The sequence below is a fragment of the Terriglobia bacterium genome, from assembly GCA_020073205.1.
Taxonomy (GTDB): Bacteria; Acidobacteriota; Polarisedimenticolia; order Polarisedimenticolales; family JAIQFR01; genus JAIQFR01.
In genome coordinates this window covers 34,996-57,415 of sequence record JAIQFR010000013.1, presented here as the reverse complement: position 1 = coordinate 57,415, position 22,420 = coordinate 34,996, and the positions used below count along the sequence as shown (strand labels likewise).

The following is a 22,420-nucleotide window of genomic DNA, read 5'->3' as shown; positions in this document are numbered from 1 at the left end:
GCCGGCGCGCGGCGGTAACGCGGAGGAAGAGATGGCGAGGTTGGCGGAGAGGTACAGGGCCGAGGTGGTGCCGGCGCTCACCAAGGAGTTCGGCTACCGGAGCGTCATGGCGGTCCCCCGCGTCAAGAAGATCGTGGTGAACATGGGCGTGGGCGAGGCGATCGCGGACGCGAAGCTGCTGGACCAGGCGGCGGACGAGCTCGCGACGATCACCGGGCAGAAGCCGTCGATCACCCGGGCGCGGAAGTCGATCGCGAACTTCAAGCTCCGGGCCGGCATGGCGATCGGCTGCCGCGTGACGATGCGCGGGAAGAGGATGTACGAGTTCCTGGACCGGCTGGTGAACCTGGCGCTCCCTCGGGTCCGAGACTTCAGGGGAGTCTCTCCTCGCGCGTTCGACGGGCGTGGCAACTACACCCTCGGCATCCGGGACCAGCTCATCTTCCCCGAGGTCAACTACGCGAAGGTCCAGAAGGTCAAGGGGATGAACGTCTGCGTGGTGACGACGGCGAGGACCGACGAGGAGGCCCGGGCGCTTCTTTCGCACCTCGGGATGCCGTTCCGAAAGAATTAGGGTCGGAGGACGACGACGTGGCGACACAGGCATGGATGGCCAAGACTCGGAGGCAGCCGAAGTTCTCCGTGCGGCAGCACAACCGTTGCCGCCGATGCGGTCGATCGCGAGGCTACCTCAGGAAGTTCCAGCTTTGCCGGATCTGCTTCCGGAGCCTGGCTTTGGAAGGTGCGCTGCCCGGCGTCACCAAGTCGAGTTGGTGACGGGACCCGCGAGACTCGGGGACTGGAGGCGAAGAAGATGAGCATGACGGACCCCATCGCCGACCTGCTGACCCGGATCCGGAACGGGCAGATGGCGAGGCACAAGACCGTGGATGTGCCTTCGTCCAGGATGAAGGTCGCGATCGCGAACATCCTCAAGGACGAGGGGTACATCGACAATTTCAAGGTGGTGGAGGACGAGCGCCAGGGGATCCTCCGGGTGGGCCTGAAATACGGCTCCGCCGGCGAGAAGGTCATCACCGGCCTCGAGAGGGTAAGCCGTCCCGGACGCCGGGTGTACTGCGGGAAAGACGAGATCCCGAAGGTGCTCGGGGGCATGGGGATCACCATCCTTTCCACCCCCAAGGGAGTGATCACGGGGACGACCTGCCGGCTCCTGGGCGTCGGCGGGGAGATCCTGTGCAACGTGTGGTAGGGCCTTAAGACGGCCGGAGACCCAAGCGATGTCTCGAATCGGTAGGCTTCCCATTCCGCTGCCCCCCGGAGTCAAGATCACGGTCGGGGCCGACGCGGTCACCGTGCAGGGTCCGAAGGGGACCCTGACGCAGCCGCTCCCCGCCGGGATCACCGCGGAGGCCGAGGGCGAGCGACTGCTCGTGCGGCGCAAGGACGACACCAAGCGCATGAAGGCGCTCCACGGACTGGCCCGAGCGCTCCTGGCCAACGCGGTCGGCGGGGTGACCAAGGGGTTCACCCGGGACCTCGAGATCCAGGGCGTCGGTTACCGGGCGCAGGTCGCGGGGGGCGCGGTCAACTTCAGCCTGGGCTATACCCATCCCATCGACTTCCCGATCCCCGCCGGGATAGAGGTCGCGGTGGAGCGCCAGACGAAAATCACCGTGAGCGGGGCGGACCGGCAGAAGGTCGGACAGGTGGCGGCGAAGATCCGGGCGCTCCGTCCTCCGGACGTGTACAAGGGCAAGGGGATCCGCTACGCGGGCGAGGTGGTCCGCAAGAAGGCCGGGAAGACCGGCGCGAAGTAGCGCACGAGGGCACGGCGAGATGGACACGACGATCGACAGGAGAGGGGTAAGGCGACGGATCCGCTACCGGATCCGCAGCAGAGTCCGGGGGAGCGCCGCGCGGCCGAGACTCGCGGTCTTCCGAAGCGACAAGCACATCTACGTGCAGGCCATCGACGACGACGCCGGGCGCACGCTGGCCCAGGCGTCGACGGCGGAGCCGGGAATCAAGGCCGTGGCCGCCGCCGGCAAGAAGGGGGCCGCGAAGGCGGTCGGGGGCGCGATCGCGGAGCGGCTCAAGACCGCGGGGATCGAGACCGCCGTGTTCGACCGGGGCGGGTTCCTGTACCACGGTCGCGTGAAGGCGCTCGCCGAAGCGGCGCGCGAGGCCGGGCTGAAGTTCTGACGGGACGCGGGATCCGGACCTCGGGGCGGGCCGCCGTCCTGAGTCCCGGGCCGGGAGCGACGGGAGGCAGTCGTGGTGGAGCGGGAACAGGGACCGTTGGGCGAGCTCAAGGACCGGGTGGTCCACATCAATCGGGTCACCAAGGTCGTGAAGGGCGGCAAGAACTTCTCGTTCTCCGCACTGGTGGTGGTGGGCGACGGCAACGGGTGGGTCGGCTTCGCGTCCGGCAAGGCGAGGGAGGTCCCCGCGGCGATCGCCAAGGGGGTCGAGCACGCGAGGCGGCGTCTCGTCAAGATCCCCCTCATGGGGACCACGATCCCGCACGCGATCACGGGACGCTTCGGCTCAGGCACGGTGCTGCTCAAGCCGGCGGCCCCGGGGACCGGCGTGATCGCCGGCGGTGCCGTGAGGGCGGTCCTGGAGTCCGCGGGAGTGCAGGACATCCTGACGAAGTCCCTCGGCTCGGCGAATCCCAACAACGTGCTCCGGGCGACCATGGACGGGCTCAAGAGGCTCAAGAGCGTGGAGCTCGTGGCGCGCACCCGCGGGAAGGACGTGGCGGAGATCGCGCAGGAGGTTTCGAGATGACGCCGCCGAGAGCGCAGGCCGCGTCCACCCTCCTGGCCCGCCAGGTCAGGAGCGGCATCTGCTGCAACAAGCGCCAGAAGGCGACCCTGCGGGCGCTCGGCCTTGAAAGGATCGGCCGGGTGCGGACGCTGCCCGACAACGACCAGGTGCGCGGGATGATCGCCAAGATCCCCCACCTCGTGGAGATCGTGGGCGGGGACCGGGCCCCCGGCCGGGCGCGCTAGCCCCGCCGGGCGGGAGGACGGAACGATGAGGCAGAACGAGATGAAGCCCGCGGCGGGTTCGAGGAAGAACCGTAAGCGGGTCGGTCGAGGGCCGGGATCGGGCCTCGGCAAGACCTCGGGTCGCGGCGAGAAGGGCCAGAAGTCCCGGAGCGGCTACTCGGAGAAGCGAGGCTTCGAGGGCGGCCAGATGCCGCTCCACCGGCGGATTCCGAAACGCGGCTTCACGAACATCTTCAGGAAGGAGTACCTGACGGTCAACGTGGAGAGGCTGAACCGGTTCGATGCGGGCGCCCTGGTCACGCCGGACTCGCTCCGGGAGGCGGGGTTGCTCCACAAGGGAAACCTCGGCGTGAAGGTCCTGGGCAACGGAGATCTCAAGGTGGCGCTCACGGTGCGCGCCCACAAGTTCACCGAAGCCGCGGCCCGGAAGATCGAGGAAGCGGGCGGGAAGGCCGAGATCCTGGGGCGGTAGCCGCCCCCCGACGGGAGAACGACCCGAGATGATCCAAAGCTTCAAGAACATCTGGAGCATCCCCGACCTCAGGAGGCGCGTCCTCTACACGTTCGGGCTGCTCGCGGTCTACCGGATCGGCGGCCACATCCCGACCCCGGGGATCGACAACCAGGCGCTGATCCGCCTCTTCGAACGTCAGGCCGGCTCGATCCTGGGCTACGTGGACCTGTTCGCGGGGGGGAACTTCCGCCGGTTCACGGTCTTCGCCCTGGGGATCATGCCGTACATCACCGCGTCCATCATCCTGCAGCTCCTGACGGTGGTCTGGCCGTACCTCGAGAAGCTCAGCAAGGAAGGGGAGGCGGGCCGCAAGAAGATCACCCAGTGGACCCGCTACGGGACGGTGGCCCTCTCCGTGATCCAGTCGTACGGGATCGCGCTCTGGCTCCAGTCGGCCAGCGCGGGCGGCGCCGAGAGGATCGTGCTGAACCCGGGGATCGGGTTCCAGATGATGACGATGCTCACCCTCACCACGGGCACCGCGTTCATCATGTGGCTCGGCGAGCAGATCTCGGAGCGCGGCATCGGGAACGGCATCTCGCTCATCATCTTCGCGGGCATCGTGGTCGGGTTCCCGAACGCGGTGGTTCGGACCTGGGAAGACCTGCGCACCGGGCAGCTCGGGCCGCTAGCCGTCCTGATGCTCCTGGCGCTCATGGCGGTGGTCGTCGCGGCCATCGTGCTGGTCGAGCGCGCCCAGCGGAAGATCCCGATCCAGTACGCCCGCAGGATCGTCGGGCGGCGGGTCTACGGAGGGGCCTCCACCTACCTGCCGCTCCGCGTGAACACCGGAGGCGTGATCCCGGTCATCTTCGCCTCGTCGATGCTGGCGATCCCCCAGACGCTGCTGACGTTCCGGTGGCTGCAGGACATCCGGTGGGTCCAGGATCTCCACCGCCAGCTGGAGTACTCGGCGCCGCTCTACAACGTCCTGTACTTCGTCATGATCATCTTCTTCTGCTTCTTCTACGTGTCCATCATCTTCAACCCGATGGACCAAGCGGACAACATGAAGAAGTACGGCGGGTTCATCCCGGGCATCCGCCCGGGGCGGAAGACCGCCGAGTACATCGACCGGATCCTGACCCGTCTGACCTTCGGGGGGGCGATCTACCTGGGCCTGGTGAGCATCCTGCCGGTGTTCCTCATCAGCGGCCTCAGGCTCCAGGTGCTCCCGTGGATCGGCCCGGCGATGGAGCCGTACCTGCCCAAGCTGATCACGCAGGGGCTCAACGTGAAGTTCTTCTTCGGCGGAACCTCGCTCCTGATCGTCGTCGGCGTGGCGATGGACACGGTTCAACAGATCGAGTCCCAGCTGATCATGCGGCACTACGAGGGCTTCATGAAGGGGGCCCGGATCCGCGGGCGCCGCGGATAGGGAGCGGGATGGTCGCGAGGAGAGTCGTCTTGGTGGGACCGCCCGGGGTCGGCAAGGGGACCCAGGCGCTCCGGCTCCGGAAGGAGCTCGGCGTGCCGCACGTGTCCACCGGCGACATCCTGCGCGAGGCGGTGCAGAAGGGGACGCCGCTCGGTCGGCGGGTGCGTTCCTTCCTGGATTCGGGGCAGTTGGTGCCGGATGACCTCATGGGCGAGCTGATCGCGGAGCGGCTGGAGCGCCCCGACGCCGCGGCCGGGTTCGTCCTCGACGGTTTCCCCAGGACCGAGGAGCAGGTCGGGATCCTCGACGGGGTGCTCGCGAAGGTGGGCGCGGAGATCGACCGCGTCCTCGCGCTCTCCGCCTCGGAGGCGGAGGTCGTGAGGCGGCTCTCGGGTCGGAGGATCTGCCCGAGGTGCGGCAGCGTCTTCCACCTCGACAGCCGTCCACCCTCCTCGGCGGGAGTATGCGACGCGTGCGGCTCCGCGCTGACGCAACGGCCCGACGACGAGGAAGAGGTGATTCGCGAGCGTCTCAAAGTGTACGAGGCGCAGACGCTCCCGGTGCTCAGGACCTACGGCCAGCGCGGGCTGCTCCGGGAGGTCGACGCGTCGGGGGACGCCGACGCGGTGTTCGTCGCGCTCAGGTCGGGACTGGCGGCGCCGTGAACCGTACGATTCTGAAGTCGGCCGTCGAGATCGAGATCATGGACCAGGCGAACCGGATCATCCGGGAGATCCTGGTCGAATTGAGGAGCAGGATCCGTCCGGGAGTGACGACGCTGGACATCGACCGATTCGCGGAGGAGAGGATCACGGCGGCCGGGGGGATCCCCGCGTTCAAGGGCTACCGTGGACCCTCGGGAGGACCCGGGTTCCCCGGCACCGTCTGCGCGTCGGTGAACGACGAGGTGGTCCACGGGATCCCGTCGGCCGACGTGGTTCTCCGGGAGGGCGACATCGTCTCGGTGGACCTGGGGGTGCTCTTCCGCGGATACTACGGGGACGCGGCGGAGAGCTTCCCGGTGGGCGAGGTGTCCGGCGACGCGAGGAAGCTCCTGGACGTGACGAGAGACTCGCTCGGGCTCGGTCTCAAGGAGGCCCGGCCCGGGAACCGGGTGTCGGACATCGGGCACGCGGTGCAGGCCCACGTGGAAGCGCACGGGTTCTCCGTGGTGCGGGAGTTCGTGGGGCACGGAATCGGCTCCCATCTTCACGAGGAGCCTCAGGTGCCGAACTTCGGGCAGCCCGGACGCGGAGCCCGTCTCCTTCCCGGCATGGTGCTCGCCGTCGAGCCGATGGTGAACGCCGGCGCCCCGGAGGTCGTGGTGAGCGCTGCGGACGGATGGACCGCCAGGACCCGGGACGGGAACCTGTCGGCCCATTTCGAGTTGTCGGTGGCGGTGACGGAGAACGGGCCGAAGGTGCTCGGGGAGCCGCTCGGCCCATGAGAGCCGGAGATTCGACGGCGATCGGAGGCGGGACGCGCCGCTTAAGGAGCGGCGCGCGATTCCCGGCCTCGGAGAGGTAAGACCGGTCCCTATGCCCAAGGAAGAGGCGATCCAGGTCGAAGCCACGGTGGTCGAGCCGCTGCCTAACGCGATGTTCCGGGTGGAGCTCGAGAACAAGCACCGCGTGCTGGCGCACATCTCGGGGAAGATGCGGAAGCACTTCATCCGGATCCTGCCCGGCGATCGGGTGCTGGTGGAGCTCTCGCCCTACGATTTGACGCGCGGGCGGATCGTGTACCGCTACAAGTGACGGCGGGCGCTCGCGGACGGAGACGGTCATGAAGGTCCGTGCATCGGTGAAGAAGATCTGCGAGAAGTGCAAGATCGTGAAGCGGAAGGGTGTCGTCCGGGTGATCTGCGAGAATCCGAAGCACAAGCAGCGGCAGGGTTGACGCGAGGGTCGCGTAAGGAGGCTTGAGCCGTGGCACGTATCGCGGGCGTTGACCTCCCCCCGAGCAAGCGGGTGGAGATCGGTCTGACCTACATTTTCGGGATCGGGCGGTCCCGCTCCCTGATGATCCTCGGCAAGGCCCAGGTGGACCCCGCGACCAAGGTGCGGGACCTGTCGGAAGACGAGGTCGTCCGGATCCAGCGGGTGATCAACCAGGAAGGTCGCGTCGAGGGCGACCTGAGGAAGAGCGTCTCGCTGGACATCAAGAGGCTCATCGAGATCGGTTCGTACCGCGGCATGCGGCACCGCCGCAACCTGCCGTGCCGGGGGCAGCGGACGCACACCAACGCGAGGACCCGGCGGGGGCCGCGCAGGGCCATCGCCGGCAAGAAGCGGGCCGTGGGGAAGAAGGGCTGAGGAAGCGCGTCGACGGCCGCGCGTCGTGGAGGCACCGGGGACCTCGGTCCCCGCTCCGCGCCGACCGGCCGTGAGGAATGAGCATGGCGAAAGCAGCGAAGGCCGCCGGAAAGAAGGGCGGCAAGAAGGAAAAGAAGAACGTTCCCCACGCGGTGGTTCACGTCCACGCGTCGTTCAACAACACGATCGTGACCGTGACCGATCCGAAGGGGAACGTCCTCAGCTGGTCCTCGGCCGGCGTTCAGGGGTTCAAGGGCTCGCGAAAGGGGACTCCCTTCGCCGCCCAGACCGCGGCGCAGGCGGCGGGGAACATGGCGAAGGAACACGGGGTCCGGACGGTGGACGTCCGGGTCAAGGGGCCGGGCGCCGGGCGCGAGTCATCGATCCGGGCGCTGCAGGCCGCGGGAATCGAGATCAAGTCCATCAAGGACGTGACGCCGATTCCGCACAACGGGTGCCGACCGCCCAAGCGGCGGCGGGTCTAGCCGGGTCGAGGAGGTTCGCCAGTGGCAAGGATGACCGGAGCGGTCTGCAGGCTGTGTCGGCGGGAGGGGATGAAGCTCTTCCTGAAGGGGGACCGCTGCTTCAAGGAGAAATGCGCGTTCGAGAGGCGAGGCTACGCGCCGGGCCAGCACGGCCGGCGGCGCTCGAAGGTGCAGGGATACGGGATCCAGCTCCGGGAGAAGCAGAAGGTCAAGCGCATGTACGGAGTGCTCGAGCGCCAGTTCAGGACCTACTTCGCGAAGGCCTCGCGGAAGAAGGGGATCACCGGCGCCAACCTGCTCCAGATGCTCGAGCGTCGGCTCGACAACGTCGTGTACCGGCTGGGGTTCGCCTCGTCACGCGCGATGGCCCGCCAGCTCGTCGCCCACGGACACATCCTCGTCGACGGGCGGAAGGTGGACATTCCGGCGAGCCTGGTGGATTCCGGCTCGGTGGTCTCCCTCAAGGAGGCCAGCCGCAAGAACGAGGCGATCAAGATCTGCCTGGACACCGCCAAGGGGCGCGGCGTCCCGCCGTGGCTCGAGCTCGACGCCGACCGGTTCCAGGGCACGGTGAAGCAAGCGCCGTCCCGGGAGGAGATCACGCTGCCGATCCAGGAGCAGCTCATCGTCGAGCTGTACTCGAAGTAGTCGGCCGGGACGGGCGGGTCACCGTCCCGCGGGAGGACTCGGATGCTCTGGAAGGGGTTTCAGAAGCCGAAGCGGCTCGAGGTCGAGCGGCAGACGCTGACGGCGACGTTCGGCCGATTCTCCGCGCAGCCGTTCGAGCGGGGGTTCGGAACGACCATCGGGAACGCCATGCGGCGGATCCTCCTGTCCTCGATCGAGGGGGCGGGCATCACGGCGGTCAAGATCGAAGGGGTCCTGCACGAGTTCTCGTCGATCCCCGGGGTGGTCGAGGACACGACGGACATCATTCTCAACCTCAAGCAGGTGCCGTTCCGGATCCACAGCGACCACTCCGAGGTCCTGATGCTCGCCGCCGAGGGGCCGAAGGTGGTGAAGTCCGGGGACATCGAGGCCGGCTCGAACGTGGAGATCCTGGACCGCGACATCCCCATCGCCACGCTCAGCGAGGAAGGCAAGATCGCGGTGGAGATGCGCCTGAAGCGGGGTCGCGGGTACGTCTCCGCCGACCAAAACTTCGACGACGACCTGGGGATCGGGTACATCCCCGTGGACTCCGCCCACTCGCCGGTCCGCAAGGTCAACTACATCGTCGAGGACGCGCGGCTCGGGCAGCAGACCGACTACGACAAGCTGACCCTCGAGGTCTGGACCAACGGCGCCGTGACCCCGCAGGACGCGGTGGCGCTGGCCGCGAAGCTCCTCAAGGACCACATGGCGATCTTCATCAACTTCGAGGAGTCCGCCGAGGAGGACATGGAGTTCCCGGTCACCGAGGACGAGCGGCTCCTCGAGACCCTGAACCGGTCCGTGGACGAGCTCGAGCTGTCGGTGCGCTCGTACAACTGCCTGAAGAACGCCAACATCAAGACCATCGGCGACCTGGTCACCAAGTCCGAGGTCGAGATGCTCAAGACGAAGAACTTCGGCCGGAAGTCCTTGAACGAGATCAAGGACATCCTGACCGAGATGGGCCTCGCCCTCGGCATGAACATCGACCTCAAGAAGCTCAAGGCCCGCTCCACGTAGCCGGGATCGGGCGCCGGAGAACCGAACATGAAACACCGGGTAGCCGGTCGGAAGCTGGGGCGCACGTCGGCCCACCGCCTGGCGCTGCTTCGCAACCTGGCCACCGCCCTCTTCGAGAGGGAGCGGATCCGGACCACGCTCATGAAGGCCAAGGAGCTCCGGCCCTTCGCCGAGAAGCTGGTGACGACCGCCAAGAAGGAGACGCTCCACGCCCGGAGGCAGGTGCTGCGGCACATCCACGACCGCGAGGTGGTGGCCAAGCTGTTCGAGACGCTCTCCGCCCGCTTCGCGCAGAGGCCGGGGGGGTACACCCGGATCCTCAAGCTGGGTCCCCGCCGCGGCGACGCGGCGGAAATGGCGATCATCGAGCTGGTCGGCTCCGAGTCGCTCACCTCGAAGAAGAAGAAGGACGCCGCGAAGGCGAAGGGCGCCAAGGAGGCCAAGGAGGCCGAGGCGCCCGCGGGCGCGGAGGAGACCGCGTCGGAGGCGAAGGCGGGAGAGAAGCCCCCGAAGCGGAAGGCCCCGGCGAAGAAGTCGAAGGAGCCCGCCGGGGCCGGGAAGCCGAAGGTAAAGAAGTCCGCCGCGGCCAAGGGCAAGGCCAAAGCGGAGGAGAAACCCCAGGCCGCGAAAAAGGGCGGCGGGAAGCGCGGCAAGAAGCCGGAGGCGTGACGCCTCCCCCAGGAGGCCGCCGGCTCGCGCGGAACGATCGAGAGGGAGCCCGTCGGGCTCCCTCTTTTGCTAGGGGTGGGGGCCGTAGCCCGATCGTCCGGGAGGGGACGTGCCGAAGCGCACCGACATCCGGAAGATCCTGATCGTGGGATCGGGGCCGATCGTGATCGGGCAGGCGTGCGAGTTCGACTACTCGGGAACCCAGGCGGTGAAGGCCCTCCGGCAGGAGGGGTACGCCACGGTCCTCGTCAACTCGAATCCCGCCACGATCATGACCGATCCCCTGACCGCCGACCGGACCTACGTGGAGCCGCTGGTCCCGGAGATCCTGGAGAAGATCCTCGACCGCGAGCGCCCCGACGCGCTCCTGCCGACGGTGGGCGGGCAGACCGGCCTCAACCTCGCGATGGCGCTGGGGGAGGCGGGAGTCCTGGACCGGCTGGGCGTCGAGCTGATCGGCGCGAGCCTCGACGCGATCCGCACCGCGGAGGACCGGTCGGCGTTCAAGGCGGCCGCGGCGCGGGTCGGCCTCGAGACGCCGAGGAGCGGGACCGTCCGCTCGTTCGAGGAAGCGCGCGTTCTGATCCGCGATCTCGGCTTCCCGGCGATCGTCCGCCCGTCCTTCACGCTGGGAGGAACGGGAGGAGGCACCGCATACAACCTCGAGGAGTTCGAGGAGATCGTCCTGGCGGGGCTCGACGCCAGCCCCGTCAGCCAGGTCCTGGTCGAGGAATCGGTACTGGGCTGGAAGGAGTTCGAGCTGGAGGTGATGCGCGACCTGAACGACAACGTGGTCGTGATCTGCTCCATCGAGAACTTCGACGCGATGGGCGTGCACACCGGCGACTCGATCACCGTGGCGCCGGCGCAGACCCTGACGGACAAGGAATACCAGATGATGCGGGACGCCGCCGCGGCGATCATCCGCGAGGTCGGCGTGGCGACCGGCGGCTCGAACGTCCAATTCGCCGTGGATCCCGTCTCGGGGCGGATGGTGGTGATCGAGATGAACCCGCGGGTCTCCCGATCGTCGGCCCTCGCCTCCAAGGCCACCGGCTTCCCGATCGCGAAGATCGCGGCGAAGCTCGCGGTCGGCTACACCCTGGACGAGATCCCGAACGACATCACCCGCTCGACGCCTTGCTCGTTCGAGCCGTCGCTCGATTACGTGGTGGTGAAGATCCCCCGCTGGGCGTTCGAGAAGTTCCCGTCCACGAGCCCGGTCCTCGGCACCCAGATGAAGTCGGTCGGCGAGGCGATGGCCATCGGGCGCACGTTCAAGGAGGCGCTCCAGAAAGCGATTCGCTCGCTCGAGGTCGGACGCGCGGGCCTCGGGGCCGACGGTCGCGATCGGTTCGACGCCTCGCGCCTCAGGGAGAGGCTCCTGACCCCGAACTGGGAGCGGATCTTCTACATCCGGCACGCCCTTCAGGGCGGGATGACCGTGGAGGCGATCGCCGAGCTGACCCGGATCGACCCGTGGTTCCTCGCGCAGATCGACGAGATCGTCCAGCTCGAGGGGCGGCTCCGATCGTTCGATCTCGGCGACGCCCCCTTGACGCTCCTCAGGACGGCGAAGCGCGCCGGGTTCTCGGACCGGCAGGTCGGGTACCTTCTGGGCTCGACCGAGGGGCAGGTCCGCGACCGCCGGAAGTCCGAGGGGCTCGAGGCGTCGTTCAAGCGCGTGGACACGTGCGCCGCCGAGTTCGCCGCGGAAACCCCTTACCTCTACTCGACCTACGAGGAGGAAGACGAGTCGGAGCCCACGGCCCGGCGCAAGGTGATGATCCTCGGCGGCGGTCCGAACCGGATCGGGCAGGGGATCGAGTTCGACTACTGCTGCTGCCACGCCTCGTTCGCCCTCCGCGAGGAGGGGATCGAGAGCATCATGGTCAACTGCAACCCCGAGACGGTTTCCACCGACTACGACACCTCCGACCGGCTCTACTTCGAGCCCCTGACGCTCGAGGACGTCCTCCGCATCGTCGAGAGAGAGCGGCCCGAGGGGGTGATGGTGCAGTTCGGGGGCCAGACGCCGCTGGGCCTCGCGCTCCCGCTCCAGGCGCACGGGGTGGAGGTGCTCGGAACGACGCCGGACTCCATCGATCTCGCGGAGGACCGGCGGCGGTTCGGCGAGCTGCTGGCGGAGCTGGGTATCCCCGCTCCGGAATGGGGGACGGCGAGGTCGCTCGAGGAGGCGAGGGTGATCGCCTCGCGGATCGGCTACCCGGTCCTGGTGCGCCCCTCGTACGTGCTGGGGGGGCGGGCGATGTTCGTCACCCACGAGGAGGAGACGCTCTCCCTGACCATGCGCCGCGCGGTGGAGGCGTCGCCGGAGCACCCCGTCCTGATCGACCGATTCCTCGAGGACGCGTTCGAGGTGGACGTGGACGCGATCGCGGATGGGAGCCGCGTCGTGGTGGCCGGGATCATGCAGCACATCGAGGAGGCGGGTATCCACTCGGGGGACTCGACGTCGGTGATCCCGCCGTACCATCCGGTCGTCGCGGGGAAGATGACGGTCCTGCGGGACTACACGGTCCGACTCGGCCGCGCCCTCAGGGTCCGCGGGCTGATGAACGTCCAGTACGCGATCAGGGACGGCGTCGTGTACGTGCTCGAGGTCAACCCGCGGGCGAGCCGGACCGTCCCGTTCGTTTCGAAGGCGACCGGCCTCCCGCTGGCGAGGATCGCGGCCAAGGTGATGGTGGGGCGGACGCTGGACGAGCTGGGGTTGACCGCGGAGCCCGGGGTCCGGGGCACCTTCGTGAAGGAGTCGGTCTTCCCGTTCGTGAAGTTCCCCGGCGAGGACCCGGTGCTGGGGCCCGAGATGCGTTCCACCGGCGAGGTGATGGGGGTCGCGCCGGAGTTCGGCGTCGCCTTCGCGAAGGCCCAGCTCGCCGCCGGCTGCCGCCTGCCGCTCCGCGGGACCGCGTTCCTCTCCGTGAACGACAACGACAAGGCCAACCTGGTGCCGATCGCGAGGGGGCTCGTGGCCCTCGGATTCGAACTCATCGCGACCGGCGGGACGGCGGCGCACCTCCGCGGCATCGGCCTCCCGTGCCGCGAGGTCTACAAGGTGCTGGAGGGTCGCCCGAACGTCGTGGACATGATGAAGAACGGGGAAATCCACCTCGTGGTGAACACCCCGCTCGGGCGGGAGTCGTACTTCGACGAGAAGGCACTGCGCGTCAACGCGATGCGGCGGGGGATCCCGCTGATCACGACCCTGTCGGCCGGTCACGCCGTCGTCGAGGCGATTCGCGCCATGAGGGAGGGGCCGCTCGAGGTCCGGAGCCTGCAGGAGATCTACGGGGAGCCGTGAGTCCTCGGAACGCGGCCAGCGGGCGACGACGTCACGGGGCCGCGGCGACGTCGTCGCAGCTCATGCAACCCTCGGGATAGGCTCCGCACCCGATCCGCTCACCGGTCTTCCGCTCGACGATCCAGACCACGTCGCAGCGAGCGTCGACGGGGACGACGGCGAGATTCACCCTCAAGATTTCCGGCGGATACCGCCCGAACGGGACATCGGGATTCGGCCGCACCCACGCCCTCGCCCGGACCACGTACGTCTTCCCGGCCGTGAGGTCGAGCTCGATCGCGTGTAGAGCCGCCGGCGCGTCGAGGGACGCGGGGAGCTCCTCTCTCGCGCCGTCCAGCCTGCGGACCGTGACGGGTGCGAAACGGACGACGAGAGCGTGACGTCCCGGCGACACGCGCGCGACCGTGACGCCTTTAGCGTCCGCGCCCTTACCATCGACCCCGGTCCGCGGCGCTTCGCCCAGAGACCGGCCGTCGATGGAGACGATTCGCACCCCCGTGGACTCGCGGCCGCGCCAGGCCTGTGCGGTGAGGGTCGCCGAGTCGGACTTGCCGAGACGGGCCTCCCGCTCCGCCGCCGCGGACGCTCCCACGAGCAGGACCGTGAAGCCGATGGAAAGAACCCGCGCACGACGACTCATGACGAGCCCTCCTCGGAGGTTTCCGGCGCCGGGTCGCGGATGGCCCGGAGCAGGTCCCGCGTCGCGTGACGTTTTGGGTCGCCCACGATGGCGATCCGGATCCCGAGCTCCCCGGCGATCTCGCGCTCGGGGACCGTGCCGACCGCGTAGTCGGTCCCCTTGCAGTGGACCGCGGGGCGGAGCGCGCGCATCAGCGTCTCGACGGTCGGCTCGGGAAAGAGCGTGACGAAGTCCACGCACTCGAGCCCGGCGACCAGCTCGGCGCGCTCGTCTTCCGGGACGATGGGGCGCGAGGGCCCCTTGAGCCGGCGCGCCGAGGCGTCGGAGTTGACGCCGACCACCAGGACGTCGGCCTCCGCCTTCGCCCCCTCGAGATAGCGGAGGTGTCCGACGTGGAGGAGGTCGAACAGGCCGTTGGCGAGCGCGACGGTCCTTCCGGCGGCGCGGAGGGGCGCGAGCGCCTCGACGAGGCGGGGGAGCGGAAGCACCTTCGTCGCCGCGCTCACGGCCGGAACGCCTCCTTCAGGGCCGCCTTGAGCTCGGCGCGGGTCACGGTGGCCGTCCCGACCTTCATGACCACGATCCCGGCCGCGACGTTGGCGAGGATCGCCGCCTCGGCGTACGTCGCGCCGGCGAGGAGCGCGAGGGTGAACGCGGCGATCACGGTATCCCCGGCGCCGGTCACGTCGGCGACTTCTCCGGCACCGAACGCGGGAATGTGGACGGCCGGGCTCCCGCGCTCGATGAGGCACATGCCCTTGGCGCCCCGGGTCACCAGCACGGCCCGGTCCCCGCTGCGGCGCAGGAGCTCGCGGCCGGCGTTTTCCACGGCGCGCCCGCTCCTCAAAGTGCCGAGTCCGAGGGCCCTCTCGACCTCCTCCTGGTTCGGCGTGCAGGCGGTGGCGTAGCGGAATCGCGCGACCCGGGCGCGGGAGTCCACCGTCGTCGTCGGCCTCCTCCCGGCGACGGCGGCTCGGACGACCGCGGGAGCGCCGGCTCCGTAGCCGTAGTCGCCGACGAGGAGCCCTTCGGCCCCGGCGAGCGCTCGCCTCGCGCGAGCGGCGACACCCGCCGACACCGGAGTCGGCAGATCGCCGTGAGTCGCTCCTCGATCGAGCCGCACGATCTGCTGTCGCCGCGTGTGGACGCCCCCCGCGACGATCCGGCTCTTGGACGGGGTCTCGTACCCCCGCGCGACGGCGATGGCGGTCGTTGGCACCCCGATCGTCCTCAAATGCGCGAGAAGCCTCGCGCCGGGCTCGTCCCGCCCGACGATTCCGACGGGGACCGGCCGGGCATCGAGGGCGCGGAGGTTCGCGACCGCGTTCCCTGCGCCGCCGGGCACCGACACGGTCTCGAGGCGCTCGAGGATCAGCACCGGGGCTTCCCGAGAGATGCGGGCGATGTCGCCGTTGACGAACTCGTCCGCCACCAGGTCGCCGAGCACCACGACCCGACGTCCCGCGAACCGGTCCACGACCGCTCGGAGGTGCGAGGCGTCGGCCGTCCGCGCGGCGCTCAAGGCGCGGCTCCCGGCGCGCCCGCGCCGCCGTCCCGACCGAGGATCCACTCGACGGCGTCCAGCAGATCCTCCGCGACGTGGTCCGGCCGCGCCGGCCAACGGGCGGCGCGGTGCTCGATCTCGCCTCGCCCGTACCCCGTCAACACCAGGATCGTCGTGACACCGACCCGCCGCCCGGCCTCGACGTCCCGGATCGAGTCGCCGATCATGTAGGAGCGCGTCGGGTCGATGCCCAGCTCGTCCCGGGCGCGCAGCAGCATGCCGGGGCGCGGCTTCCGGCATTCGCAGTCCTTGCGGTACGGCCCGTCGCCGGCGTCGGGGTGGTGCGGGCAGTAGTAGATCGCGTCCAGCACGGCGCCCTCCGCCGCGAGCATCTCCCTCACCCGATCGTGCACCCGATGGACGAGGTCCTCGGTGAAGTAGCCGCGGGCGACCCCGGCCTGGTTGGTCACCACGACGGTCTTGAATCCCGCCTCCCGGGCCCGGCGGATCGCGGCGGCGCTCCGCGGCAGGAGCCGGATCCGGCTGACGTGGTTCACGTAGCCGACCTCGTCGCAGACGGTTCCGTCGCGGTCCATCAGGAGGGCGCGGGCGGACGGAGCGCTCACGGGGTTCGTTCCCTCGGCGTCGTCTTCCAGCGCCGGTGCATCCAGAGCCAGAGCTCCGGGTGAAGTCGGACCCACTTCTCCACGACCGCCGTGGCGTCCGCCGTGAGACGCAGCACGTCGGCCTCGTGATCGCCGGAATCAGGGACCTCGACCTCGGGCTCGTACACGACCTTCCACGCTCCCCCGTCGAGCGGGACGGAGAAGACCGGCACCACCGCCGCCCCGGTCCTCAGCGCGAGCAGGGCCAGCGTCGGCGTCGTCGATGCGGGACGCCCGAGGAACGGCACGAACACCCCCAGGTCTCGCGCGTCCTGATCGATCACGATGGCGACGCCGATGCCGCAGCGGATCGCTCTCAGCATCTCACGGACCGCGTTCCGCTTGTGGATTATGACATTTCCCGAGCCGCTCCGGAGCTTCGCCAGCGTCCGCTCCAGGAACCGGTTGTCGAGCGGTCGGGCTACGAGCGCCAGAGGCATGCCGAGGTATCCCTGCATCAGGGCGACGAGCTCCCAGTGGCCGTAATGCGCCGAGAACAGAATGACCCCTCGGCCGCGCGCGTATGCGGCGCGGATGTGCTCGAGGCCCTCGTAGCGCACGGCGGCGCCGACGGATTCGGCGGAGAGCCTCGGGAACGCCAGAGCCTCGAAGAGGATCCTCCCGAAATGCCGCCAGCAAGCCTTGGCGATCCGGCGCACCTCGCCCTCGGGGAGCGATGCGCCGAGGATCGTGCGGAGGTTCTCGAGGGCGATCCTCCGATGCGTCCGGTCGATAGCATAGGCGAGCCGTCCCGCGCCCGAGCCGACCGCCGCGAGCGCCCGTCGCGGAACGACGCGCGCGATGCCGACGATCACCGCGAAGGCCGCGGCCTCCAGGAGGAAGCGGATCGCCCTCAAGGGAGGAATCCCGCGAGGGCCGTCCGCACCAGGCGGAGGAGCGCCTCCTCGTCGTGCACGACGGTCTCGATGCGGAGGGCGAGGAGAGAATCAACTGCCGGACTCGGAACGCGCACCCGGTCCTTCTCCGTCGTGACGAGAGCGGCTCGGTGCGTCCTCGCGAGCTTCCTCAGCCCCTCGATCTCGCGGGGAAGATACGGGTGATGATCGGGAAAGACCCGCGCGGCGACGACCTCGACCCCCTCCTCCTCGAGGTCCCGAAGGAACGGGACCGGGTTCCCGATCCCGCAGAACGCCACGACGCGCTCCGGCTTCAGCGCCGGCTCCGAGGCCGCGCCGACGAATCCGGCGCGTCGGTGCCCCGCGCGGATCACGGGCGTTCCCGGCGCGTAGCGCGCCACGGTGCCCGCGAGCGCGGAGACGTCGGCGTCCGGGAGGCACCGCGTCACGATGACCGCGGAGGCCCGCGCCAGAGCCCCAGCCGGCTCGCGGAGCGGTCCCGCGGGGAGGAGCCGGCCATTTCCGAACGGCGAAGCGCCGTCCAGGAGGACGAGGTCGAGGTCGCGCGAGAGACGGCGGTGCTGGAACCCGTCGTCGAGCACCACGACGTCCGCTCCCTCGACCGCCGCGGCCTTAGCACCGGCGACGCGATCCGACCCCGCCAGCACGGTCACGCCGGCGAGCGCGAGGGCCAACAGCACCGGCTCGTCGCCACAGACCTCGGGGCCGGCCAAGGGGCCGCCGCCGGAGGAAACGAGGAGCGGGCCCTTGCCGGCGCGCCCGCCGTACCCCCGGGTCACGATCGCCGGCCTCCGTCCTTCGGCTTGGAGTCGGCGGACGAGCCAGGCCACCAGCGGCGTCTTTCCCGCTCCCCCGGCCACGAGATTCCCCACCGACAGAACGGGGATCGGCGCGCTCGTCGACGCCCCCGGCCGGTCGTACCGACGGTTCCTTGCGCGGACCGCGTACCCGAACGCCCAGGCGAGCGGCATGAGCGCCGTCGAGATCAGCCCGCCGCGAGGTGGCCTCACGAGCGATCCAGGAGCGAGAGCACGACGGCGACCGTCCGCTCGAGCGCGCCGCGGTTGGTGCGGACGACGCCCCCGGCCGCACGGGCGATCCGCCGGCGTTCCTCACCGTCGCGAACGAGGAGTTTCCACGCCTCCGCGAGAGCCGCGGGGCTCAGGACGCGGATCGCGCCGCCGGCTCCCAGAAGGGCTTCCACCGTCTCGGTCACGTGGCTCGTGTGCGGGCCGACGAGGACCGGCGCTCCCGCCGCGGCCGGCTCCAGGACGTTGTGCCCTCCGATCGGCACCAGGGTCCCCCCGACGAAGGCCGCGGTGGCCATCGCGTAGAGCGACGCCAACTCTCCCACCCGGTCCACGAGCAGGACGTCGGCCCGACCGGCCTCGACATCGGCGCCGGCGGTCAGCCGGTGATGCGAGAGGCCTCGATCGACCATCTCCGAAGCAACCTCGCCCGCCCGCTCCGGATGTCTCGGGGCCAGCACCAGGTAGAGCGACGGGTGCTCGGCCCGCGCCTCGGCGAAAGCGTCGAGCACCATCGACTCCTCGCCCGGCCCGGTGGAGCCGGCGAGGACCACGGGACGGCCCTCGGCGATCCCGAACCTAAGGCGTAACGAAGCCTCCGACGCCGCGGGAACGGGTAGGTCGTATTTGACGTTTCCAGTCACCGTCAGCGCCTCTCGCCTCACTCCCAGCTCGACGAATCGCTCGGCCTCGTCCGGGCTCAAGGCGGCGACTTTTGCGAGGCCCGCGAGGAGCGGCGAGAAGAGGCGGCGGAATCTCCGATATCGCGCCATCCGCTCCGGAGCGAGACGCCCGTTGATCACGGCTACCGGGACGCCGCGGCCGAAGGCCTCGTGGAGGAGGTTCGGCCAGATCTCGGTCTCGACGAGCACGAGCACCCTCGGACGTATGCCGTCGAGCACACGGCCGGGGAGCCCCGCGAAATCGAGCGGGGCGTAGAACGCCGCCTCCACCATCGGGGGCGACGGAAGCTGGCCCCGGCCGGACCGGGTGACCGCGGATGCGGCGAGGGGCACCCCGGGCCTCTCCGCGCGGAGGGCCGCGGCCAGGAGCCTCACGATGCGCGCTTCCCCGACCGAGGCTCCGTGGATCCAGATGCCTCCCGGCGGCATGTCGGGAAGCCGCCGCGCCCGGCGCTCCTCCCACTCCCTCACGGCCTCGGGGCTCTTACCCGCCGCGACCTCGAGGAGCGGAGGGAGGGCCCGGAGCGGCAGGGCCAGCGTGTTGTACGCCCAGAGCATGGTCGGCGTCCTCCGGTCCCGCTACCGATGGCGGTCCGTCCCGCGCCACTATAATGGCAGCCGTGCGCCGGATCTATCTGGACCACCACGCGACCACACCGCTCCTTCCGGAGGTCCGGGCGGCGATGGAGCCGTACCTCGGGGACCGATTCGGCAACCCGTCGGCGGCTTCGGTCTACCCCGAGGGCCGCCAGGCCCATGAAGCGGTCGAAGCGGCTCGAGCGAAGGTGGCCGCGCTCCTCGGGGCCAGGCCGTCCGAGATCGTCTTCACGTCGGGGGCCACCGAGTCCGACAACTGGGCGCTCAAGGGGGCCGCGTGGGCGCGGCAGCCTGGGAAGGACCATCTGATCACCTGCGCCATCGAGCACCAAGCGGTGCTGGAGCCGGCCGCGTGGCTCGGGCGGCGGGAGATCCGCGTGACGACGCTCGGCGTGGACTCCGATGGACGAGTCGATCCCGACTCGGTCCGTCGCGCGATCGGCCCGGGCACGTTCCTGGTCTCGATCCAGATGGCCAACGGCGAGATCGGCACCGTCGAGCCCGTGGAGGCCATCGGCGAGATCTGCCGCGAGCGCGGCGTCCTCTTCCACGTGGACGCGGCGCAGGCGGTCGGGAAGATCAGGGTGGCGGTCGGCTCGATCGGAGCCGACCTGCTGTCGCTGTCGGCCCACAAGATCTACGGGCCGAAGGGGACGGGCGCGCTGTTCGTCAGGCGGCGGGTGCGGATCGAGCCGCTCCTCCACGGGGGAGGGCAGGAGCGGGGCCGGCGCTCCGGGACGGTGCACGTGGCCGGGGTCGTCGGCATGGGGGCGGCGTGCGAGGCCGCGGCCCGGGACCTCGACGGGCTGGCCTCCCGACTCGCCGCGCTGAGGGACCGCCTGTGGGAGGGGATCTCGTGCCGGATCTCGTCGGTCCGGCGCAACGGCGATCCGGTCCACGCCCTGCCTCACAACCTGAGCGTGACGTTCGAAGGGGTCTACGCGCAGGCGCTGGTTCAGGCGCTCCGATCGGTGTCGGCGTCGAGCGGGTCGGCCTGCTCCTCGTCGAATCCGGAGCCGTCCCACGTTCTGAGGGCGATCGGGCTGCCCGACGCGCTCGCGGACGCCTCGCTCCGCTTCGGCCTGGGACGCGACAACACCGCGGACGACATCGACGAGGTCGCCGAGTCGCTGTCCCGGGCGGTGGACCGTCTCCGCTCCCTCTCTCCGGTCTGACGCACGTTCGCGCCGTTCCCTTCGAGCTTTTTCGGAGACCTGGCGAGGGTTTGTCCCGCGGGCGTGCCGGAACCTATATTCCCCGCATGATCGACGACGGGGAGGAGCCGCTCGCGGCGAGCGGAGAACCGGTCAAGGTGTCCGCCGGGATCCCACCGATCCGGCGGAGGGGGAGGATCCTCTTCTCCCTCCTCGCGGTCTTCGTGATCGTGGGGCTCGTCCCGCTCGCCACCGTCGCCTGGAAGCTGATCGACGTCAACCGGGAAGCTCTCAAGACGTCCCAGCAGGAGTACCAGCTCCTGATGGCCTCATCGGTGGCGCGGGACGTGGACGGCCAGGTGGATGCCCTCCGCGCCCAGCTCTCGTCCCTGGCGAAAGGAATCGGCGGCCTCCTGGGGCATTCGGGGACGGTCGATCCGGAGACGATCCGCCGGGCGCTCGCGGACATCGCGGACGACCGGATGACCTACCTCCGCTACATGGATTTCCGCGGCGGGATGGTGGACACCCGCTCGACCGCCACACTCCCGCCGGACCTCGACGCGCTGTTCTTCGCGGGACTCAGGCGATCGGCGGAGTCCATGTCGGAAGGACGCGGAGGGACCACGGTCCCGACGATCTCGGAGCCGATCCTCCTCGCCGGCGGCGCTCCCCGAGCGGTGGCGATCCTCTCCGCACCGGTGGTCTCGGGGGGGATGTTCCGCGGGATTCTCTCGGCCCTGGTCGACCTCCAAGCCGTTTGGGACGGCGTGGCCGGCGGGAATCGGACGGGCCACACGATGTTCGCCCTCGACTCCAAGGGAAGGGTCTTCGCCACGAGCGCGCGAAGCAGCGAGGCGCCGGACCGTGACTTCGCCCGGTCGGAGATCGCCCGGAAGTTCCTGAACGCTCCCGGCCGCGCCCGCGAGACGATGCCCTTCACCCTGCAGCGGAACGGGAAGCCGGAGCGGTACCTCGGCTCGTACGAGGTCACACGGGAGGGGTGGGGCGTCTTCGTTCAGGCCAAGGAGCGCCAGGTCTACCTCCCGGTGCGGGACATGGTGGCGAGCACGCTCCGTTGGGCCCTCCTCGCGCTCTCCCTGGCGATCCTGGCCGCCGTCGTGTCCGCCGGGACGCTGTCCACACCCATCGACCGTCTCGCCGCCGCGACGCGGGCGTTCGCGGCGGGGGATCTCTCCCACCGCGTGCAGGTCCGGTCGCGGAACGAGATCGGCGAGCTGGCCGAGGCGTTCAACCGGATGGCGTCTCAGATCGAGGACTCGATCGGACGTCTGAAGCAGGCCGCCGAGGAGAACAACCAGCTGTTCCTCGGCACCATCCGCGCCCTGGCCCAGGCGATCGACACCAAGGACCCGTACACCCGGGGCCACTCGGTCCGCGTCAACAAGTACTCCGTGATCATCGCTCGCTACATCGGCCTGCCGCGGGACGAGATCCAGAACATCCACGTCGCCTCGCTGCTGCACGACGTGGGCAAGATCGGGATCGACGACGCGATCCTCAAGAAGCCCGCGCGCCTCACCGCGGACGAGATGTCGGTGATGAGGACGCACACCGCCCTGGGCGCGAGCATCATGTCGCCGATCCGCCAGATGGCCAAGATCCTGCCCGGGCTGAGGAGCCACCACGAAAGGTGGCGCGGGGACGGGTACCCGGACGCGCTGGAGGGCGAGGCGATCCCGCTCATGGCCCGCATCATCGCGGTCGCCGACACCTTCGACGCGATGACGACGACCCGGCCCTACCAGCGAGCCTGCACGTTCGAGGACGCGGTCCGACGACTGAACGAGATGAAGGGGACCGCCCTCGAGGAGAAGGTCGTGGAGGCGTTCAACCGCGCGTACCACGCCGGCGAGTTCCGCCCCGAGGAACGCGCGTCCCAGGCGGTACAGTCCGCGACGGCCTGAAGCTC

28 protein-coding genes are annotated in these 22,420 nt (G+C 69.7%); 21 read left to right on the top strand and 7 right to left on the bottom strand.

Annotation, left to right across the window (positions count from 1 at the left end):
- Positions 1-31 precede the first annotated feature (31 nt).
- The 19 genes from rplE (at position 32) to carB (ending at position 13,338) form a co-directional block, all read left to right on the top strand.
- Entirely contained in the window at positions 32-574 is a 543-nt protein-coding gene (gene rplE / locus LAO51_04700) for a 50S ribosomal protein L5 (GenBank protein ID MBZ5638041.1), read from the top strand.
- A gap of 17 nt (positions 575-591) precedes the next feature.
- Positions 592-777: a type Z 30S ribosomal protein S14 gene (locus LAO51_04695; protein ID MBZ5638040.1), complete on the top strand. Its 186-nt coding sequence runs from the start codon at positions 592-594 to the stop codon at positions 775-777.
- A 37-nt stretch (positions 778-814) separates the two neighbouring features.
- Positions 815-1,213, top strand: a complete 399-nt coding sequence (rpsH, locus tag LAO51_04690) for a 30S ribosomal protein S8 (protein ID MBZ5638039.1) — start codon at positions 815-817, stop codon at positions 1,211-1,213.
- A 28-nt stretch (positions 1,214-1,241) separates the two neighbouring features.
- Positions 1,242-1,781, top strand: a complete 540-nt coding sequence (gene rplF / locus LAO51_04685) for a 50S ribosomal protein L6 (protein MBZ5638038.1) — start codon at positions 1,242-1,244, stop codon at positions 1,779-1,781.
- Positions 1,782-1,800: 19 nt separating this feature from the next.
- On the top strand, positions 1,801-2,166 hold the full coding sequence (gene rplR, locus LAO51_04680) for a 50S ribosomal protein L18 (protein ID MBZ5638037.1): 366 nt from the start codon (positions 1,801-1,803) through the stop codon (positions 2,164-2,166).
- A 72-nt stretch (positions 2,167-2,238) separates the two neighbouring features.
- The gene (gene rpsE, locus LAO51_04675) at positions 2,239-2,754 is read left to right on the top strand and encodes a 30S ribosomal protein S5 (GenBank protein ID MBZ5638036.1); all 516 of its coding nucleotides are present in this window, start codon (positions 2,239-2,241) and stop codon (positions 2,752-2,754) included.
- Positions 2,751-2,978 (top strand): 50S ribosomal protein L30, encoded by a 228-nt coding sequence (gene rpmD / locus LAO51_04670; GenBank protein MBZ5638035.1) that lies wholly within the window; start codon positions 2,751-2,753, stop codon positions 2,976-2,978. The genes rpsE and rpmD overlap by 4 nt, the downstream gene beginning before the upstream one ends.
- A 25-nt stretch (positions 2,979-3,003) precedes the next feature.
- The gene (rplO, locus tag LAO51_04665; GenBank protein MBZ5638034.1) at positions 3,004-3,450 is read left to right on the top strand and encodes a 50S ribosomal protein L15; all 447 of its coding nucleotides are present in this window, start codon (positions 3,004-3,006) and stop codon (positions 3,448-3,450) included.
- Between the two features lie 28 nt (positions 3,451-3,478).
- On the top strand, positions 3,479-4,870 hold the full coding sequence (gene secY, locus LAO51_04660; protein MBZ5638033.1) for a preprotein translocase subunit SecY: 1,392 nt from the start codon (positions 3,479-3,481) through the stop codon (positions 4,868-4,870).
- 8 nt (positions 4,871-4,878) lie between these two features.
- A complete protein-coding gene (locus LAO51_04655; protein MBZ5638032.1) occupies positions 4,879-5,535 on the top strand; it encodes an adenylate kinase in 657 nt (218 codons plus the stop codon).
- A complete protein-coding gene (gene map / locus LAO51_04650) occupies positions 5,532-6,317 on the top strand; it encodes a type I methionyl aminopeptidase (protein ID MBZ5638031.1) in 786 nt (261 codons plus the stop codon). The genes LAO51_04655 and map overlap by 4 nt, the downstream gene beginning before the upstream one ends.
- Positions 6,318-6,408: 91 nt before the next feature.
- Positions 6,409-6,627, top strand: coding sequence for a translation initiation factor IF-1 (infA, locus tag LAO51_04645; GenBank protein ID MBZ5638030.1), 219 nt, complete (start codon positions 6,409-6,411; stop codon positions 6,625-6,627).
- 28 nt (positions 6,628-6,655) lie between these two features.
- Complete coding sequence (rpmJ, locus tag LAO51_04640) at positions 6,656-6,769, top strand: 50S ribosomal protein L36 (protein ID MBZ5638029.1); 114 nt, start codon at positions 6,656-6,658, stop codon at positions 6,767-6,769.
- A 29-nt stretch (positions 6,770-6,798) separates the two neighbouring features.
- Positions 6,799-7,185, top strand: a complete 387-nt coding sequence (gene rpsM / locus LAO51_04635) for a 30S ribosomal protein S13 (GenBank protein MBZ5638028.1) — start codon at positions 6,799-6,801, stop codon at positions 7,183-7,185.
- A gap of 83 nt (positions 7,186-7,268) precedes the next feature.
- Positions 7,269-7,670, top strand: coding sequence for a 30S ribosomal protein S11 (gene rpsK, locus LAO51_04630; protein ID MBZ5638027.1), 402 nt, complete (start codon positions 7,269-7,271; stop codon positions 7,668-7,670).
- 21 nt (positions 7,671-7,691) lie between these two features.
- Complete coding sequence (gene rpsD / locus LAO51_04625; GenBank protein MBZ5638026.1) at positions 7,692-8,318, top strand: 30S ribosomal protein S4; 627 nt, start codon at positions 7,692-7,694, stop codon at positions 8,316-8,318.
- A gap of 42 nt (positions 8,319-8,360) precedes the next feature.
- Positions 8,361-9,344 (top strand): DNA-directed RNA polymerase subunit alpha, encoded by a 984-nt coding sequence (locus tag LAO51_04620; GenBank protein MBZ5638025.1) that lies wholly within the window; start codon positions 8,361-8,363, stop codon positions 9,342-9,344.
- A gap of 27 nt (positions 9,345-9,371) precedes the next feature.
- Complete coding sequence (rplQ, locus tag LAO51_04615; GenBank protein ID MBZ5638024.1) at positions 9,372-10,013, top strand: 50S ribosomal protein L17; 642 nt, start codon at positions 9,372-9,374, stop codon at positions 10,011-10,013.
- 109 nt (positions 10,014-10,122) lie between these two features.
- A complete protein-coding gene (gene carB, locus LAO51_04610; GenBank protein MBZ5638023.1) occupies positions 10,123-13,338 on the top strand; it encodes a carbamoyl-phosphate synthase large subunit in 3,216 nt (1,071 codons plus the stop codon).
- 31 nt (positions 13,339-13,369) lie between these two features.
- Here the strand turns inward: carB and LAO51_04605 are convergent, their stop codons facing one another.
- The 7 genes from LAO51_04605 to LAO51_04575 are packed head-to-tail and all read right to left on the bottom strand — an operon-like array spanning position 13,370 to position 19,294.
- Positions 13,370-13,978 (bottom strand): hypothetical protein, encoded by a 609-nt coding sequence (locus LAO51_04605; protein ID MBZ5638022.1) that lies wholly within the window; start codon positions 13,976-13,978, stop codon positions 13,370-13,372.
- A complete protein-coding gene (locus LAO51_04600) occupies positions 13,975-14,484 on the bottom strand; it encodes an adenylyltransferase/cytidyltransferase family protein (protein MBZ5638021.1) in 510 nt (169 codons plus the stop codon). The genes LAO51_04605 and LAO51_04600 overlap by 4 nt, the downstream gene beginning before the upstream one ends.
- Positions 14,481-15,500 (bottom strand): hypothetical protein, encoded by a 1,020-nt coding sequence (locus LAO51_04595; protein MBZ5638020.1) that lies wholly within the window; start codon positions 15,498-15,500, stop codon positions 14,481-14,483. Before LAO51_04595 ends, LAO51_04600 begins: the two co-directional genes overlap by 4 nt.
- On the bottom strand, positions 15,497-16,078 hold the full coding sequence (locus LAO51_04590; GenBank protein ID MBZ5638019.1) for an HAD family hydrolase: 582 nt from the start codon (positions 16,076-16,078) through the stop codon (positions 15,497-15,499). The genes LAO51_04595 and LAO51_04590 overlap by 4 nt, the downstream gene beginning before the upstream one ends.
- Positions 16,079-16,104: 26 nt before the next feature.
- Complete coding sequence (locus LAO51_04585; GenBank protein MBZ5638018.1) at positions 16,105-17,004, bottom strand: lysophospholipid acyltransferase family protein; 900 nt, start codon at positions 17,002-17,004, stop codon at positions 16,105-16,107.
- The gene (gene lpxK / locus LAO51_04580) at positions 17,001-18,035 is read right to left on the bottom strand and encodes a tetraacyldisaccharide 4'-kinase (GenBank protein MBZ5638017.1); all 1,035 of its coding nucleotides are present in this window, start codon (positions 18,033-18,035) and stop codon (positions 17,001-17,003) included. Before lpxK ends, LAO51_04585 begins: the two co-directional genes overlap by 4 nt.
- Positions 18,032-19,294 carry a 3-deoxy-D-manno-octulosonic acid transferase gene (locus LAO51_04575; protein MBZ5638016.1) on the bottom strand — a complete coding sequence of 421 codons (1,263 nt, stop codon included), beginning with the start codon at positions 19,292-19,294 and terminating at the stop codon, positions 18,032-18,034. The genes lpxK and LAO51_04575 overlap by 4 nt, the downstream gene beginning before the upstream one ends.
- 53 nt (positions 19,295-19,347) lie before the next feature.
- Here LAO51_04575 and LAO51_04570 point away from each other — a divergent pair, with 53 nt between their 5' ends.
- Positions 19,348-20,508, top strand: coding sequence for a cysteine desulfurase (locus LAO51_04570; protein MBZ5638015.1), 1,161 nt, complete (start codon positions 19,348-19,350; stop codon positions 20,506-20,508).
- An 86-nt stretch (positions 20,509-20,594) separates the two neighbouring features.
- A complete protein-coding gene (locus LAO51_04565; protein MBZ5638014.1) occupies positions 20,595-22,415 on the top strand; it encodes an HD domain-containing protein in 1,821 nt (606 codons plus the stop codon).
- Positions 22,416-22,420: the final 5 nt, after the last annotated feature.